Origin of the sequence: Xanthomonas sp. PPL134 (assembly GCF_040595915.1) — a bacterium.
In the GTDB taxonomy this organism is placed as follows: domain Bacteria; phylum Pseudomonadota; class Gammaproteobacteria; order Xanthomonadales; family Xanthomonadaceae; genus Xanthomonas_A; species Xanthomonas_A indica.
Map to the genome: position 1 here is coordinate 338,401 of NZ_JAMDLL010000002.1, position 15,080 is coordinate 353,480.

General features: G+C 69.0%; 15 protein-coding genes. 8 read left to right on the plus strand and 7 right to left on the minus strand.

Going from position 1 to position 15,080, the window contains the following annotated elements:
* Nucleotides 1–15 precede the first annotated feature (15 nt).
* Both metH and M3U25_RS07070 read left to right on the plus strand, forming a co-directional pair.
* Complete coding sequence (gene metH, locus M3U25_RS07065) at nt 16–2,778, plus strand: methionine synthase (RefSeq protein WP_355496933.1); 2,763 nt, start codon at nt 16–18, stop codon at nt 2,776–2,778.
* 77 nt (nt 2,779–2,855) lie between these two features.
* A complete protein-coding gene (locus M3U25_RS07070) occupies nt 2,856–3,767 on the plus strand; it encodes an NAD(P)-dependent oxidoreductase (protein WP_355496930.1) in 912 nt (303 codons plus the stop codon).
* Nucleotides 3,768–4,018: 251 nt separating this feature from the next.
* Here M3U25_RS07070 and M3U25_RS07075 read toward each other — a convergent pair whose 3' ends face one another.
* The 7 genes from M3U25_RS07075 to M3U25_RS07105 all read right to left on the minus strand — a co-directional run bounded on the left by M3U25_RS07075 (nt 4,019) and on the right by M3U25_RS07105 (nt 10,983).
* A complete protein-coding gene (locus tag M3U25_RS07075; protein ID WP_355496927.1) occupies nt 4,019–4,873 on the minus strand; it encodes a transporter in 855 nt (284 codons plus the stop codon).
* Between the two features lie 40 nt (nt 4,874–4,913).
* Entirely contained in the window at nt 4,914–7,058 is a 2,145-nt protein-coding gene (locus M3U25_RS07080) for an acyltransferase family protein (protein ID WP_355496925.1), read from the minus strand.
* A 2-nt stretch (nt 7,059–7,060) separates the two neighbouring features.
* Nucleotides 7,061–7,750, minus strand: a complete 690-nt coding sequence (locus M3U25_RS07085; RefSeq protein WP_355496922.1) for a DUF2058 family protein — start codon at nt 7,748–7,750, stop codon at nt 7,061–7,063.
* A 27-nt stretch (nt 7,751–7,777) separates the two neighbouring features.
* Nucleotides 7,778–8,014 carry a SlyX family protein gene (locus M3U25_RS07090; protein ID WP_010344225.1) on the minus strand — a complete coding sequence of 79 codons (237 nt, stop codon included), beginning with the start codon at nt 8,012–8,014 and terminating at the stop codon, nt 7,778–7,780.
* Nucleotides 8,004–9,350, minus strand: coding sequence for a UDP-glucose/GDP-mannose dehydrogenase family protein (locus M3U25_RS07095; RefSeq protein WP_242160421.1), 1,347 nt, complete (start codon nt 9,348–9,350; stop codon nt 8,004–8,006). Before M3U25_RS07095 ends, M3U25_RS07090 begins: the two co-directional genes overlap by 11 nt.
* A 15-nt stretch (nt 9,351–9,365) precedes the next feature.
* Nucleotides 9,366–10,316 (minus strand): FKBP-type peptidyl-prolyl cis-trans isomerase, encoded by a 951-nt coding sequence (locus M3U25_RS07100; protein ID WP_355496917.1) that lies wholly within the window; start codon nt 10,314–10,316, stop codon nt 9,366–9,368.
* A 100-nt stretch (nt 10,317–10,416) separates the two neighbouring features.
* Complete coding sequence (locus tag M3U25_RS07105) at nt 10,417–10,983, minus strand: glutathione peroxidase (RefSeq protein ID WP_355496914.1); 567 nt, start codon at nt 10,981–10,983, stop codon at nt 10,417–10,419.
* A gap of 128 nt (nt 10,984–11,111) precedes the next feature.
* Here M3U25_RS07105 and M3U25_RS07110 point away from each other — a divergent pair, with 128 nt between their 5' ends.
* The 6 genes from M3U25_RS07110 to M3U25_RS07135 are packed head-to-tail and all read left to right on the plus strand — an operon-like array spanning nt 11,112 to nt 15,047.
* Nucleotides 11,112–11,354 carry a hypothetical protein gene (locus M3U25_RS07110; RefSeq protein ID WP_242160424.1) on the plus strand — a complete coding sequence of 81 codons (243 nt, stop codon included), beginning with the start codon at nt 11,112–11,114 and terminating at the stop codon, nt 11,352–11,354.
* A gap of 2 nt (nt 11,355–11,356) precedes the next feature.
* Nucleotides 11,357–11,719: a GntR family transcriptional regulator gene (locus M3U25_RS07115; RefSeq protein ID WP_017908106.1), complete on the plus strand. Its 363-nt coding sequence runs from the start codon at nt 11,357–11,359 to the stop codon at nt 11,717–11,719.
* Complete coding sequence (locus M3U25_RS07120) at nt 11,716–12,594, plus strand: ABC transporter ATP-binding protein (RefSeq protein WP_242160425.1); 879 nt, start codon at nt 11,716–11,718, stop codon at nt 12,592–12,594. Before M3U25_RS07115 ends, M3U25_RS07120 begins: the two co-directional genes overlap by 4 nt.
* Complete coding sequence (locus tag M3U25_RS07125; protein WP_355496909.1) at nt 12,591–13,583, plus strand: ABC transporter permease; 993 nt, start codon at nt 12,591–12,593, stop codon at nt 13,581–13,583. The genes M3U25_RS07120 and M3U25_RS07125 overlap by 4 nt, the downstream gene beginning before the upstream one ends.
* Before the next feature lie 43 nt (nt 13,584–13,626).
* Nucleotides 13,627–14,451, plus strand: a complete 825-nt coding sequence (locus tag M3U25_RS07130) for a hypothetical protein (RefSeq protein WP_355496906.1) — start codon at nt 13,627–13,629, stop codon at nt 14,449–14,451.
* A 41-nt stretch (nt 14,452–14,492) separates the two neighbouring features.
* Nucleotides 14,493–15,047 carry a DUF2884 family protein gene (locus tag M3U25_RS07135; RefSeq protein ID WP_355496903.1) on the plus strand — a complete coding sequence of 185 codons (555 nt, stop codon included), beginning with the start codon at nt 14,493–14,495 and terminating at the stop codon, nt 15,045–15,047.
* Nucleotides 15,048–15,080 lie beyond the last annotated feature (33 nt).

A 15,080-nucleotide genomic window follows, 5' to 3' on the forward strand; every position in this document is an offset into this window, starting at 1 on the left:
TCCGGAACGCTGACCATGTCCTCCGCCCGCCACACCCGCCTGTCCGGCCTGGAGCCGTTGCTGCTGACCCCGGACCTGCTGTTCGTCAACGTCGGCGAGCGCACCAACGTCACCGGCAGCGCGCAGTTCCGCAAGCTGATCAAGGAAGAGCGCTACGAGGAAGCGGTGGAGGTGGCGCGCCAGCAGGTCGCCAATGGCGCGCAGATCCTCGACGTCAACATGGACGAGGGCCTGATCGATTCGGAGAAGGCGATGGTGCGCTTTCTCAACCTGATCATGTCCGAGCCGGACATCGCGCGCATCCCGATCATGGTCGACTCCTCCAAGTGGAGCGTGATCGAGGCCGGGCTGAAGTGCCTGCAGGGCAAGAGCGTGGTCAACTCGATCTCGCTCAAGGAAGGCGAGGCGCTGTTCGTCGAACAGGCGCGCAAGGTGCTGCGCTACGGCGCCGCGGCGGTGGTGATGGCCTTCGACGAGGTCGGCCAGGCCGACACCTGCGCGCGCAAGGTGCAGATCTGCACCCGCGCCTACCGCATCCTCACCGAGCAGGTCGGGTTCCCGCCGGAAGACATCATCTTCGACCCGAACATCTTCGCCGTGGCCACCGGCATCGAGGAGCACGACAACTACGCGGTCGACTTCATCGAGGCGACCCGCGAGATCAAGCGCACCCTGCCGCACTGCCACGTCTCCGGCGGCGTGTCCAACGTATCGTTTTCGTTCCGCGGCAACGAGACCGTGCGCCAGGCGATCCATTCGGTGTTCCTGTACCACGCCATCGCCGCCGGCATGGACATGGGCATCGTCAACGCCGGCGGCATGCCGATCTACGACGACTTGGATGCGGAGCTGCGCGAGCGCGTGGAGGACGTGATCCTCAACCGCCGCCGCGACGCCACCGAACGCCTGCTGGAGATCGCCGAGCGTTACAAAAAGACGGGGAATCGGGAGGCGGGAATCGGGAATCGGGAAAAGCTGGCCTGGCGCGAGAAGACCGTGCGCGAGCGGTTGAGCCATGCGCTGGTGCACGGCATCGACGAGTTCGTCGAGACCGATACCGAAGAGGCGCGGCAGCAGGCCGCGCGCCCGCTGGACGTGATCGAAGGCCCGTTGATGGACGGCATGAACGTGGTCGGCGACCTGTTCGGCGCCGGCAAGATGTTCCTGCCGCAGGTGGTGAAGTCGGCGCGGGTGATGAAGAAGGCGGTCGCCTACCTGCTGCCCTACATCGAGGCGGAGAAACTGCGCAGCGGCGACACCGGCAAATCCAACGGCAAGATCATCATGGCCACGGTCAAGGGCGACGTACACGACATCGGCAAGAACATCGTCGGCGTGGTCCTGGCCTGCAACAACTTCGACGTGATCGACCTGGGGGTGATGGTGCCGACCCAGACCATCCTCGACCGCGCCCGCGCCGAGAACGCCGACATCATCGGCCTGTCCGGGCTGATCACCCCGTCGCTGGAAGAGATGACCCACGTCGCCCGCGAGATGCAGCGCCAGGGCTTTTCGATGCCGCTGCTGATCGGCGGCGCCACCACCTCGCGCGCGCACACCGCGCTGAAGATCGACCCGCACTATGCGGCGCCGACGGTGTGGGTCAAGGACGCCTCGCGCGCGGTGGGCGTGGCGCAGTCGCTGATCTCGCGCGAACTGCGCGCCGCCTTCGTCGCTTCCAACGACGCCGACTACGCCGAGATCCGCCAGCGCCACAAGAACCGCGGCGACGCCAAGCGCCTGGTGTCGCTCGCGCACGCCCGCGGGCAGCGCTTCGACGGCGGCTGGGACGCCTACACCCCGCCGACCCCGCGCCAGCCCGGCCTGCACGTGTTCGACGACTACCCGCTGGACGACCTGGTCCCGCTGATCGACTGGACGCCGTTCTTCCAGGCCTGGGAACTGGCCGGCAAGTTCCCGGCGATCCTCACCGACGAGATCGTCGGCCAGCAGGCCAGCGAGCTGTACCAGGACGCGCGGGCGATGCTGCAGCGGATCGTCGCCGAGAAATGGCTGACCGCCAAGGCGGTGTTCGGGCTGTGGCCGGCGCAGTCGGTCGGGGATGACGTTGTGGTCCTGACGGACCGGGAATCGGGAGACGGGAATGGGGAATCGTCGAGCGGGACTGCGCCGCTCGACCATTCCCGATTCTCCATTCCCCATTCCCTGCATTTTTTGCGGCAACAGGTCGACAAGCCCGCCGAGCGCCCGGACTTCTGCCTGGCCGACTTCATCGCCCCGCGCGACAGCGGCAAGCAGGACTGGATCGGTGCGTTCGCGGTCACCGCCGGCATCGGCATCGAGCCGCACGTGGCGCGCTTCGAGGCGGCGCACGACGACTACAACGCGATCCTGCTCAAGGCCCTGGCCGACCGCCTGGCCGAGGCGCTGGCCGAGCGCCTGCACCAGCGCGTGCGCACCGAGTTCTGGGGCTATGTCGACGACGAGGCGCTGGACAACGAGGCGCTGATCGCCGAGCGCTACCGCGGCATCCGTCCCGCCCCCGGCTACCCGGCCTGCCCCGACCACAGCGAGAAGCAGACCCTGTTCGCGCTGCTCGACGCCGGACGCAACGCCGGCATGTCGCTGACCGAGAGTTTCGCGATGCTGCCGACCGCCGCGGTGTCCGGCTACTACTTCAGCCACCCGCAGAGCCAGTACTTCGTGGTCGGCCGACTGGGCAAGGAGCAACTCGCCGACTACGCCCGGCGCAAGGGTGTCTCGCTGCAACAGGCCGAGCGCTGGCTGGCCTCCAACCTGGACTACGACCCGGAGTGAGCCGGAGCCGGTCGCAGGTGCGACCGGCATCGCCCACATCGGTACCACCCAAGTCCCTTCCTACCAGCGCCATGCCGATGTCCACTTCGTCCCCGCTGAAGATCGTGGTCACCGGCAGTGCCGGCCGAATCGGCCGCGCCATCCACATCCGGCTCGCGCGCGAGCACCGCGTCAGCGGCTTCGACCTCACGCCCTGCTCCACCGCCGACTGGGTCGGCGACCTCGACGATGCCGCGCTGCTGGCGCGAGCGCTGCAGGGCGCGGACGCGGTGATCCATACCGCCGCGCTGCATGCCCCGCACGTCGCACATGTGCCGGCGGCGCGCTTCCGCCAGGTCAATGTCGACGGCACGCGCCGCGTCCTGGATGCCGCCGCGGCGGCCGGCGTGCGCCGCATCGTGTTCACCAGCACCACCGCGTTGTACGGCGGTGCCGCCAGCCCCGACGGCACCGCCGCCTGGGTCGACGAGGCGCTGACGCCGCAGCCGCAGACCATCTACCACCACACCAAACTGGAGGCCGAGGCGCTGCTGCGCGCCGCCGCCGACCAGGGCGGGCCGAGCGTGCGCATCCTGCGCATGTCGCGCTGCTTCCCGGAAGCGGTCAACGTGATGGCGGCATTCCGCCTGCATCGCGGCATCGACGCGCGCGACGTCGCCGAGGCCCATGCCGCGGCATTGCGGCATGCCGGGCCGGCCGAGGCAACGTTCGTGATTTCCGGAGCCACGCCGTTCCTGCGCGAGGATTGCGCCGAGCTGCACCGCGCGGCGCCGGCGGTCCTGCGACGTCGCGCACCCGAGTTGGTGGATGCATTCAAGCAACGCGGCTGGACGCTCCCGGAGCGGATCGACCGCGTCTACTCGGCACAGCACGCGATGCAGGCGCTGGATTGGCGACCGCGCTACGGTTTCGAGGAGGTGCTGGTGCAGTACGACCAGCACGTCCCGGAGGTCCTACCGCCTGGCGATGGCGCGGCCGCGCGCGAGTAAGCATGCGACGGTAGGGGCAAGAATCTCGCGCACTCCAGCTCCACGAGACGCTTCGCGCCGCCCCTCACCGCACCCCCTCTCCCGACGGGAGAGGGGCACGCGTCTTACCGCTGTTCCCTTCTCCCCTCGGGCGAAGCTGCCCCGAAGGGGCGGATGAGGGTACGGGCGCAGCCCCGTCAACCCAAACACCACGAGACGCTTCGCGCCCACCCTCACCCACCCCCTCTCCCGACGGGAGAGGGGCTTCGGGCTCAGCGCAGCAGCACGGAAATGCCGAGGCCGCCCTGCCAGTCCGGCGTCTGCGACGACAGGCCGCGCAGAACCGACACATCCAGTTGCACGCGCTCGGCGAACAGCCAGGTGACGCCGCTGCCGAGCGCGCGCATGTCGTCCTCGCCACCGCCGATGCCGGCCTCGACGTAGGCACTCAGGGTGTCGCCGGCATAGAAGGTGTAGCTCGGCGACACGCTCCAGCCGGAACCGTCCTCGCTGTCGCTGACATTGCCGTACAGCGCCAGGCTGCGGCCTTCGGGAAGGTCCCATCCGGCACTCAGGCCCAGGTCGTAGCGGTGGCCGGCATCGCCGTACGGCGCGCGGCCGACCGGCAGGCTGGCGCTGCCGAGCAGCGCCCAGGTGAAGCCGTCGCTGGCGCTGGGCAGCGCCTGCTTCAGGCCGATGCTGGCGTCGCCGCCGCTGTGCCCGCGCCGGTCCTGGCCGCCGCCGCGCACGCGTTGCCACACCTGGCTGTCGATCGCCAACTGCAGTTCGGTGCGCGCACTCAGGCCGATCCGCAGCCGGCTGTTGGCGACGTACTCGGTGCTGCGCACGTCGCCGTCGCGGTCGTAGCTGCCATCGAAGAACGCCTGCTCCCAGGCCACCTGGCCGCGCTGCAGGGTGCTCGAGGCGAAGCCGATGCCAGGCCGGTCGAACGCCGGGGCGTCATCGGCGCAGGCCACGCCGGCGCTGCCGGCGGTGGCGGCCAGCAGCAGGGCTCCGCGCAACAGCACATCGCCGCGGCGGCGCAACGGCGGCCGGCGGCCATGGCGGGCGGCGACGGACGCCGACACCGCCAGCGACGGCGGCGCGAGAAAACGTGGAACAGGCATGCGCGAACTCCTTGCGATGCGGGGGCGAAGGGGCTGCGCCTCAAGGCGCCGGCGGCGAGTGTGCCTGGATCGCCGCGATGTGCGACGTGAAGTCCGGCAACAGCACGCGGTTGCCGTAGCCGCTGAGGTGATCGGCGTCGAAGAACAGCGGGCGCCCGTCGCGGCTGCCGGTGCATTGCCGCGCGTCGCACAGCAGCGGCAAGGGATCCCACACCGAGGCATGCGGCAGCTGCGCGGCAATGCGCTGCAGGCTCTGCAACACCGGCGCGCGGTAACGCTCCATGGTCGCGCGCGGGATCGGGATGCCGTGCGCGCAGATCGGATTGCCGCGGTTGAACCAGTCCGAACAGCGATACGGCGGCGCGCGCAGCACCGGCTTGGGCGCCTCGAAGACGATGCGCACGCCGCGCTGCGCCAGGGGCTGCAGCAGCGCCAGCGCGGCCGCTTCGCCAGCGCCGCGCGCGGCCTGCGCTTCGGCACCCTCCTGCTCGGCCATCACCGCCGTCTCGTCGAAGAGGCGGTCCTGGTCGGCCAGGCGCAGCACCCGCAACGCGGGCAGGAACAGCACATCGCCATCGCGCGCGTGCGCGGCGACATCGGCCAGGGTGCTGCGTTCGTAGGCCTGGCAGCCCGGATTGCTGGCCTGCCAGGCCTGCAGGCCGACGATCGGGCAACCGCCGACGCCGTACAGCCGCACTGGCATCCCGCTCTGCAGGGCGAAACGCCGCAGCAGTTCGTTGTAGGCCAGCGCATGCGAGTCGCCGGCGACGAACAACTGGCCGCCCGCGTGGTTGTGCAGCGTGCAGGCGCCGCGTTCGAACAGCTTGGCGCTACCCACCTGTACCGGTACCTGGCGGGTCTGCAGCGTGCAGTGCGGGAACTCGCGGCGCAGGCCCTTGGCATAGGCGTACCAGTCCAGCGGATGTCGGCTGACCGTGCTCAGCCCGTAGTAGCGCTGGGTGTCCTGCAGCAGCGCATGGGTGCCGGCGGCGAGCAGGATCAGCCCCAGCCCGGCGGCGATGGTCCGCGCCGGGGTGCGCGCGCGGCCAATGCGGCCATGCCGCCACGGCAACTCCACCCAGCGGTACGAGGCCAGCGCCAGCACCGCCACCAGCAGCAGCGCCACGGCCCTGGCCGGCGCCGATTCCAGGCCGACGGTCCAACGGAACAGCACGAACACCGGCCAGTGCCACAGGTACAGCGAATACGACACGCGGCCGATCGCCACCGGTACGCGGTGGGCCAGCGCGCGACGGGTCCAGCCGGCTGGGGCGCCATGCAGCAGCGCCAGCAGGCCGAGCGTACCCAGCGCCGGCCACAGCCCGTCCGGCCACGGCGAGTGGCCCGGGCGCGCACGCCACAGGCCGACCGCGACCACCCCCAGCACCGCCGCCAACAGCGGCGAACGCCAGCTCCACGCGCCCGGTGGCGGCGCCTGCGTGCCGGCGTCGTACCGTCCGCGCAATGCCAGCACCTGGTACAGCAGCACGCCGCTGCCGAGTTGCCAGAAGCGTGCGGTGGTCAGATAGAACGCGGCCGCGGCATCGCCGGCGTCGCGGCTATGCCGCCAGGCGAACGCCAGCGAGGCGGCCGAGGCCAGCGCCACCAGCAGCGTCGACCACAGCCGGCCGCGGCCACCGCGGTTCCAGGCCAGGAACAACAGCGGGAACAGCAGGTAGAACTGCTCCTCCACGCCCAGCGACCAGGTGTGGGTGTAGGGATTGAATTCGGCCTTGGGCGAGAAGTAATCGTTGCCGGTCGCGGCCAGCACCCAGTTGCTGAGGCCGACGAAGGCCATGCGCCCGGTCTTGGCGCTGGTCTCGCTGAGCCAGGACTCGGGAATGAACAGGCCGCTGGCTAGCCCCGTGACCAGCAGACACACCACCAGGGCCGGCGCGATGCGGCGCATGCGCCGCGCGTAGAACTGCGCGAACACGCCCAGCTGTCCGGCCGCCGGCAAGCGCTGCAGCGAGGCGCTGACCACGAAGCCGGAGATCACGAAGAACATGTCCACGCCGGTGAACCCGCCCGGCAGCCACGCCGGATCGAGGTGGTAGGCGATCACCGCCAGCACCGCGATCGCGCGCAGCCCGTCCACGTACGGCAGATAGCCGCCACCGGGCTGCGCGTGCGGCAACGTGTGGCCGCGCCCTGCGTCCAGCGTGCCCGTCCCTGGGAGCGTCACGCCTACCAGACCAGATCGTCGGGGATCTGGTACTTGGGATCGGCGTAGGGATCTTCCTCGGCCGGCGCGTTCGGATCCACCCGCAGCGCCACCGCCGCCGGGAAGATCGCTTCGGCCTGGTCCAGCAGCGCCGCGGTCACCAGCAGGTAGCGGCCGTTCTGCTGCAGCACGCCCAGCTCGCCGGCGTTGAGCGCCTTGAGCTGGTCGGCGGTGACGTAGATGCGCTTGATCTTGCCGCCATAGGGAAAGTGGCGGGCGATGTCGGCCTCGGCCTGGTTCAGCGCCTGGCCCTTGAGCAGTTCGTCGAGCTTGGCCCGCGCCTCGCGGCGCAGGCGCGCTTCTTCCTGCTTCTGCCGCTCCGCCTCGATCCGCTCGTCCTTCTCGCGCTGCGCGCGGATCGCATAGGCCTTGGCCAGGTCGATGTCCTCACGGCTGCGCGGCGGCCGTGCCGGCGGGCCGCCCGCGCCCTGCGGCTTGCCCTGCCCCTGGCCGTGCGGACGGCCGCGCCCACCACCGGGCTTGCCGGTGTTGGGCGCGCCGCCGGGAGCGCGCTCGCCGCGCGCCCCGGCCGGTGCCGGGCGCTGGCCCGGCCGTCCCTGCGGCCGCGGCGCGGCGGGCGGGGCTTTGCGTTCGGGTTTCGGCGCGGGCTTGAAGCCCAGGCCCAGCAACTGCTCGCGGAGGGTATCGCTCATCGGGACGGAATCGATCGGTTCGGGGGATCAGTAATGCGGCGGCGGCGGTTCGTCGGCCGGGTCGGCGTAGAGCGTGCTGCGCACCTTGCCCAGATCCTCGAGCAGGTGACGCAGCAACTCGGCGTTGCGCTGGCTTTCGATCCGCGCTTCGGCCAGGGCATCGCTCATTTCCGCCAGCGCCTGCTCCTGGAAGGAGAGGCGCGTTTCCAGCTCGATCAGGCGGTTCTCCAGCAACCGATCCTGGGTGGAAAAATCATGCTGCATGGATCGAACGTCCGCGGCCGATGCCGTAGTACGCCAGGCCGAAGCTCTCGATTTCCTGCGGATCGTAGAGATTGCGGCCGTCGAACACCACCGCATCGCCGATCAGCTCCTTCATGCGGGTGAAGTCCGGGCTGCGGAACTGCTTCCACTCCGTGACCACCACCAGCGCGTCGGCGCCTTCCAGCGCATCGAAGGCATCGCTGCAGAAGTGCAGGTCGGCGCGCTCGCCGAAGATGCGCTTGGCCTCGTCGGTCGCTTCAGGATCGTAGGCACGGACCGTGGCGCCCGCTTCCCACAGTTGCGCCAACAGGCGGCGGCTGGAGGCGGCGCGCATGTCGTCGGTGTTGGGCTTGAACGCCAGGCCCCACACCGCGAAGGTCTTGCCCTTCAGCGGCTGCGCCGCGCCGTAGTGGCGCTGGATCAGCTCGTACAGGTGGCCCTTCTGCGCCTCGTTGACCGCTTCCACCGCATCCAGCAGCCGGGGCGCATGGCCGTACTGCTGCGCGGTGCGCGCCAGCGCCTGCACGTCCTTGGGGAAGCACGAGCCGCCGTAGCCGGCACCCGGGTAGATGAAGTGCCAGCCGATGCGCGGATCCGAGCCGATGCCCTGGCGCACCTTCTCCACGTCGGCGCCGACGCGCTCGGCGATGTTGGCGATCTCGTTCATGAAACTGATCTTGGTCGCCAGCATCGCGTTGGCCGCGTACTTGGTCAGTTCGGCCGACCGCACGTCCATCTCCACGATGCGGTCGTGGTTGCGGTTGAACGGCGCATACAGGCGGCGCAGGCGCGCGGCCGAGCCGGGCTTGCTGCTGCCGATGACGATGCGGTCCGGCCGCATGCAGTCGGCGACCGCATCGCCTTCCTTCAGGAACTCCGGGTTGGAGACCACATCGAAGTCGATCGCTTCGCCGCGCGCTTCCAGCTCGGCGGCGATCGCCGCGCGCACCTTGTCGGCGGTGCCCACCGGGACCGTCGACTTGTTGACCACGATGGTCGGCCCCTGGATGTGCTGGCCGATGGTGCGGGCCACCGCCAGGACGTACTGCAGATCTGCGCTACCGTCCTCGTCCGGCGGCGTGCCGACGGCGATGAACACGATATCCCCATGCGCGATGGCGCTGGCCGCATCGGTGGTAAAGAACAGCCTCCGTGCGGCGTGATTGGCCTTGACCATCGGCGAGAGGCCAGGCTCGTAGATCGGGACCACGCCCTTGTTGAGCCCATCCACCTTGGCCTGGTCGATGTCTACGCACACCACATGGTGGCCGACTTCGGCCAGACAGGTTCCGGTGACGAGCCCGACATAGCCGGTGCCGAATATCGCTACGCGCATGTAATCTCCTTTCGGTTATTGAAGGATGTTCAAAAGTTCCACGTCGAAGGTCAGCATCGCATCCGGGCCGATCGGGCCGCCCGGCGTTCCCTGCGGGCCGTAGCCCAAATTGGACGGAATCCAGAAGCGGTACTTGGACCCGACCGGCATCAGCGCCACGCCCTCGCTCCAGCCCGGCACGACCTGGTTCAGCGAGAACTCGGCCGGCTGACCGTTCTTGTAGGAGCTGTCGAAGACGGTGCCGTCGAGCAGCTTGCCTTCGTAGTTCACCCGCACCTTGCTGGTGGGCGTTGGCCGCGGGCCGCTGCCTTCGCGCAGCACCATGTACTGCAGGCCCGACGGCGTGGTGATCACGCCCTTCTGGTTCTTGTTCTGGGCCAGGAAGGCGTTGCCCTCCTGCTTGTTCTTGGTCGCCACGGCGGCCTGCTTGGAGGCGCCGAACGCCTGCAGCGTGGCCATCGCCTGCTCCTGGGTCATCGCGGTCTGGCCCTTGGCAAACACGGTGCGCACCGCGCCCAGCAGCGTCGGCAGGTCGATGTCGTTCTGGATGCGCGCCAGCGACGGGCCGACCGCACGGTCGCCCAGCATCAGGCCGACATTCTCCTTGGACACCGGCGGCGGCTGCGCGCCCGGCGCCATGCCCGGCACCGGCTGGCCGTTACGCGCGGCCAACTGCGTGCGCAGCGCGGTATCGGTGGCCTGGGTCTGCTCGTCGGACAGCAGCGGCTTGCCGCCCTTGAAGGCGTTCTCGATCGCGCGCTGCAGCGCATTGACGTCGATGTCCTGGGCGATGGGCTCGAACGAACGCGCCACATCCATGCCGATCGCGTAGCTGACCTTCTGCTTCTCGCTGCTCAGCGTCGTCGCCGCGCTGTCGGCAGCCGGCGCCTGCGCGGACGCTTGGCCGGCGGCCAGCATCATCCCCACCACCAGCGACGCCACGGCGCCGCGCATTCCCATCTTCATTCGCTACTTTCCCTGGAAGTGAACCGTGAACTGGACGCGCCGCGATGGCGCAGACAGAGGCAGGCATTGTCGCATGCGCGGCCGAGATGTTGACCCGCTTTCAGTGCGACGCCGGCCGCGCTTTCAGTTCGCGTTCGATGGCACTGCGCAAGGCCGGATCGTCCGGCGTGACCTTGCTCGGGAATTGCGCGACCACGCGACCGTCCCGCGCGATCAGATACTTGTGGAAATTCCAGCCCGGCGCCACGCCGGTGGCCTGGGTCAGTTGCTTGTACAGCGGCGTCGCATCGTCGCCGATCACGTGCACCTTCTCGAACATCGGGAACTTCACCCCGTAGGTGAGCGTGCAGAATTCCTGGATCTGCTTCTCCGATCCCGGCTCCTGGCCCTTGAAGTCGTTGGACGGGAAGCCGAGCACGCTGAAGCCCTGCGCCGCGTACTGCTGCTGCAGCTTCTCCAGGCCGTCGTACTGCGGGGTGTAGCCGCACTTGCTGGCGGTGTTGACCACCAGCAGCACCTTGCCGCCGTAGGTCTTGTTCAGGTTCACCTTGTCCTTGCCGGCCAGCGGACGGTAGTCCTGGTCCAGCAAGGAGCCCGCCCAGGCACTGCCGACGGTGCCGGCAGCGGCCAGGATCGCGAGAAAAAACAGACGCTTGGGAGATTTCATGGGGCACCGTCGGAGAGAAAGGGAAGTTGCGCACGACCAGGTCGGAAGTTGGGTCTGCAGCGTGTTGACATGCCGTGTAACGGTGTTATAGTTAAATACAACACCACTCACCCAGAGCAGGTCCCACGATGAATCTCAAACGCCTCCAGCGCAGTCTTCCGGCCCTGGTCATCGTCGGCACCCTGCTCTGCGCGAGCTGGATCGGCGCCCAACGCCACCAGGGACGGCCGCTGGATTATGGCGCCAGCACGCCGCACGACGACAGCGCCACCGGCGCCGCACCCGCCACCGTCCCGGCGGTACGGCGTCTGCGGGCCTCGCTGTCCGTGCCTTATTTCTCCTTCGCGCGCACCCTGCGCCCACGGAGCTGACCATGAGCGATATCCAATGGAGCGATGGCGCTCCGATCTACCGCCAGCTGAAGGAGCGTGTCATCGCGATGATGCTCGACGGCATCCTCAAGCCCGGCGACGCCCTGCCCTCGGTGCGCCAGGTGGCCGCCGAATACCAGCTCAACCCGATCACCGTTTCGCGCGCCTACCAGGAACTGGCCGACGAGGCCCTGGTCGAGAAGCGCCGCGGGCTGGGCATGTTCATGACCGAGGAAGCGGCGCAGAAGCTGCGCGGCAGCGAGCGCGAGCGCTTCCTTAACGAAGAGTGGCCCCTGGTGCTGGAACGCATCCAGCGCCTGGGCCTGACACTGCAAGACTTGTTGCCACCGGGGAAAACGCCATGACTGCCGCTGTCGCATCCGAATCCGTCGTCTACGCGCAGGGGTTGCGCAAGACCTACAACCACAAGCCGGCACTGGCCGATGCGTCGTTCACGATCGCGCCCGGCCGCATCGTCGGCCTGATCGGCCCCAACGGCGCCGGCAAGACCACCGCATTGAAGGCGGTGCTGGGCCTGACCGCGGTGGAAGGCGAGCTGCGCGTGCTGGGCATGGATCCGCGCAAGCAGCGCGACGCGCTGATGAACGAGGTGTGCTTCATCGCCGACGTGGCGGTGCTGCCGCGCTGGATGCGGGTGCGCGAGGCGATCGACTTCGTCGCCGGCGTGCATCCGCGCTTCGACCGCGCCAAGTGCGAGCGCTTCCTGGCCAACACCAAGCTCTCGCCCAAGCTGCGGGTGCGCGAGATGTCCAAGGGCATGATCGTGCAGCTGCACCTGGCGCTGGTGATGGCGATCGACGCGCGCCTGCTGGTGCTGGACGAGCCGACCCTGGGCCTGGACATCCTGTACCGCAAGGAGTTCTACCAGCGCCTGCTGGAAGACTATTTCGACGAGCAGAAGACCATCGTCATCACCACCCACCAGGTGGAGGAGATCGAGCACATCCTCACCGACGTGCTGTTCATCCGCGACGGCCGCATCGTGCTCAGCGCCGACATGGAGCACATGGCCACCCGCTACACCGAACTGCTGGTGCCGGCCGAGCGCATCGAGGCGGCGCGCGCGCTGCAGCCGATCGACGAACGCGGCCTGCCGTTCGGCAAGTCGGTGTTCCTGTACGACGGCGTGCCGCAGGCGCAGCTGGCCGCCCTCGGCGAAACCCGCACTCCCGGCCTGGCCGACCTGTTCGTCGCCATCATGAAGGGCACCTACGCATGAACGCTCCCGCCAAATCGATCTCTCCCGTGTCCACCTTCACCTGGCTACTCAAGCGCGAGTTCTGGGAACACCGCGGCGGTTTCCTGTGGGCGCCGGTCATCACCGGCGGCATCGTCGCCGCGCTGTACACGGTGCTGTCGATCATCGGCAGCATCGCCGGCCGCAACAATGGCGGCGGCTCGCGGCTGAACGACGTGCAGTGGGACGGCCACGCCCAGAACGCCCACCAGATCATCGGCGCGGTCGGCGACGGCACCATGTTCGCCGGCGTCCTGCTGGCCAGCATCGTGGTCGGCTTCGTGGTGTTCTTCTACGCGCTAGGCGCGCTGTACGACGACCGCCGCGACCGCAGCGTGCTGTTCTGGAAGTCGCTGCCGCTGTCGGATACCAGCACCGTGCTGTCCAAGGCCGCATGGGCACTGCTGCTGGCGCCGCTGCTGGCGATCGGCGTCGGCCTGCTGATCGGCCTGGCGCTGTGGGTGGTCACCGCCCTGACCCTGTCGGTCAACGGCATCCCGCAGAGCACCGCGGTCTTCACCGAATCGCACCCGCTGCGCATCATCGGCATGGTCCTGGCCGCACTGCCGGTGCAGGTGATGTGGTCGCTGCCGGCGATCGGCTGGCTGATGCTGTGCTCGGCCTGGGCGCGCAGCAAGCCGTTCCTGTGGGCGGTGCTGATCCCGATCCTGGGCTGCGTGACCGCCAGCATGATGGGCATCCTGCCGATGCTCAATGTCAACCACAACCTGATCTGGTACACCGTGGTCTACCGTGGCCTGCTCAGCGTGCTGCCCGGCAGCTGGGGTCCGGTGCTGAACGAGCAGGTGGCCGAGACCCACATCAGCGGTCCGCAGGACCTGGTCAATGCGATCCACCTGGGCGACAGCTGGGTGCTGTTCCGCGACCCCGACATGTGGATCGGCGCCGCCGTCGGCGTGGCCTTCATCGTCGCCGCGATCTACGTGCGCCGCTGGCGCGACGAAGCCTGATCGCACCGTAGTCCCCTTTCCCTTTCCTGCAAGGAGTATCCCGATGCGCAAGACCCTCGCCCTGTGTGCGCTGCTGTCGCTGCCGGCCATCGCCATGGCCGACGACTGCAAGTATTCCGAACCGCGCGAACTCAAGCTGGACCTGGCCGGCGTCAAGTCGGTGCTGTTTGACGTGCAGCAGAACGACCTCAAGCTCAGCGGCGCCAGCGGCGGCGACTCCACCCTGCGCGGCCGCGCCTGCGCCTCCGACGAGGACATGCTCAAGGAACTGACCCTGCGCCAGCGCCACGACGGCGACACCCTGGTGGTGACGCTCAAGCACGAGGGCAAGATCCACGGCATCAGCGTCGGCAACCGCTACGCCTACCTCAACGTGGCCGGCAGCATTCCCGCCAACCTGCCGGTGCAACTGCAACTGGGCTCGGGCGATGCCGAGATCAGCGGCGTGGCCTCGCTCGACGCCAAGATCGGCTCCGGCGATCTGCACGCGCAGAACATCCGCGGCGCGGTCAGCGCCACGGTCGGCTCCGGCGATATCGAACTGCGCAATGTCGGCAGCGTTGCCCTGCCGACGCTGGGCTCGGGCGACGTCAAGGCCGACCAGGTCGGCGGCGACGTCAAGGTCGGCACCGTCGGCTCCGGCGACCTGACCGTGCACGGCGTGCGCGGCGGCGTGCAGGTCGACAGCGTCGGCTCGGGCGATGTGCAACTGCGCGACGTCAGCGGCAGCGTCGCGGTGCAGACCGTCGGCTCCGGCGACCTGGACGTGGGCAACGTCGGCGGCAACCTGAGCGTGCAGAAGGTCGGCAGCGGCGATGTCACCCACCGTGGCGTGCGCGGCAGCGTCAACCTGCCCAAGCCGCGCTGATCCCGCGCTTCGCCTTCTCCCTTCCGCACGAGGACATGCCCATGCAGTACCGTTCCCTGCCCCTGGCCGGCCTCGCCCTGGCCGCCCTGCTCGCGCTCAGCGCCTGCCAGCGCTCGTCAAACGACCGCGTCGTGGTCGATCACGGCGGCGCGCAAAGCCTGACCTTCCTCAACGGCGACCTCACCCTGAAGGCGGACGGACAGCCACCGGCCACCATCACCCGCGACGGCAAGCTGCTGATCGACGGCAAGCCAGTCGCGCTGGACGCCGAGCAGCAGCGCCTGCTGCTGGCCTACCGCAGCCAGATCGAGGCGGTGGGCAAGCAGGGCGTGGAGGTCGGCAAGGCCGGCGCGGCGCTCGGCGTGAAGGCGGCCGGCGACGCCATCAGCGGCGTGCTCAGCGGCGACACCGAGCACATCGGCGCGCAGGTCGAGGCCCAGGCCGACAAGATCAAGCAGGCGGCGCTGAAGATCTGCGACCAAGTCGCCGCGCTGCGTGCCGCGCAGGATGCGCTGATGCAGAAGGTGCCGGCGTTCCGTCCCTACTCCACCCTCGACGACAGCGACGTGCGCGACTGCAAGCATTCGGCGGCGTAACCGGCGGCAGCCGCACTGCCGCAACGCTCGTCC

Bases quoted from the DNA above. Each gene is read 5' to 3' on its own strand.
- M3U25_RS07085 (WP_355496922.1), bottom strand. From the start codon at position 7,750: ATGAGCGATACCCTCCGCGAGCAGTTGCTGGGCCTGGGCTTCAAGCCC.
- M3U25_RS07090 (WP_010344225.1), bottom strand. From the start codon at position 8,014: ATGCAGCATGATTTTTCCACCCAGGATCGGTTGCTGGAGAACCGCCTG.
- M3U25_RS07130 (WP_355496906.1), top strand. From the start codon at position 13,627: ATGCGCAAGACCCTCGCCCTGTGTGCGCTGCTGTCGCTGCCGGCCATC.
- M3U25_RS07095 (WP_242160421.1), bottom strand. From the start codon at position 9,350: ATGCGCGTAGCGATATTCGGCACCGGCTATGTCGGGCTCGTCACCGGA.
- M3U25_RS07075 (WP_355496927.1), bottom strand. From the start codon at position 4,873: ATGCCTGTTCCACGTTTTCTCGCGCCGCCGTCGCTGGCGGTGTCGGCG.
- M3U25_RS07110 (WP_242160424.1), top strand. From the start codon at position 11,112: ATGAATCTCAAACGCCTCCAGCGCAGTCTTCCGGCCCTGGTCATCGTC.
- metH (WP_355496933.1), top strand. From the start codon at position 16: ATGTCCTCCGCCCGCCACACCCGCCTGTCCGGCCTGGAGCCGTTGCTG.
- M3U25_RS07100 (WP_355496917.1), bottom strand. From the start codon at position 10,316: ATGAAGATGGGAATGCGCGGCGCCGTGGCGTCGCTGGTGGTGGGGATG.
- M3U25_RS07070 (WP_355496930.1), top strand. From the start codon at position 2,856: ATGTCCACTTCGTCCCCGCTGAAGATCGTGGTCACCGGCAGTGCCGGC.
- M3U25_RS07115 (WP_017908106.1), top strand. From the start codon at position 11,357: ATGAGCGATATCCAATGGAGCGATGGCGCTCCGATCTACCGCCAGCTG.
- M3U25_RS07120 (WP_242160425.1), top strand. From the start codon at position 11,716: ATGACTGCCGCTGTCGCATCCGAATCCGTCGTCTACGCGCAGGGGTTG.
- M3U25_RS07135 (WP_355496903.1), top strand. From the start codon at position 14,493: ATGCAGTACCGTTCCCTGCCCCTGGCCGGCCTCGCCCTGGCCGCCCTG.
- M3U25_RS07125 (WP_355496909.1), top strand. From the start codon at position 12,591: ATGAACGCTCCCGCCAAATCGATCTCTCCCGTGTCCACCTTCACCTGG.
- M3U25_RS07105 (WP_355496914.1), bottom strand. From the start codon at position 10,983: ATGAAATCTCCCAAGCGTCTGTTTTTTCTCGCGATCCTGGCCGCTGCC.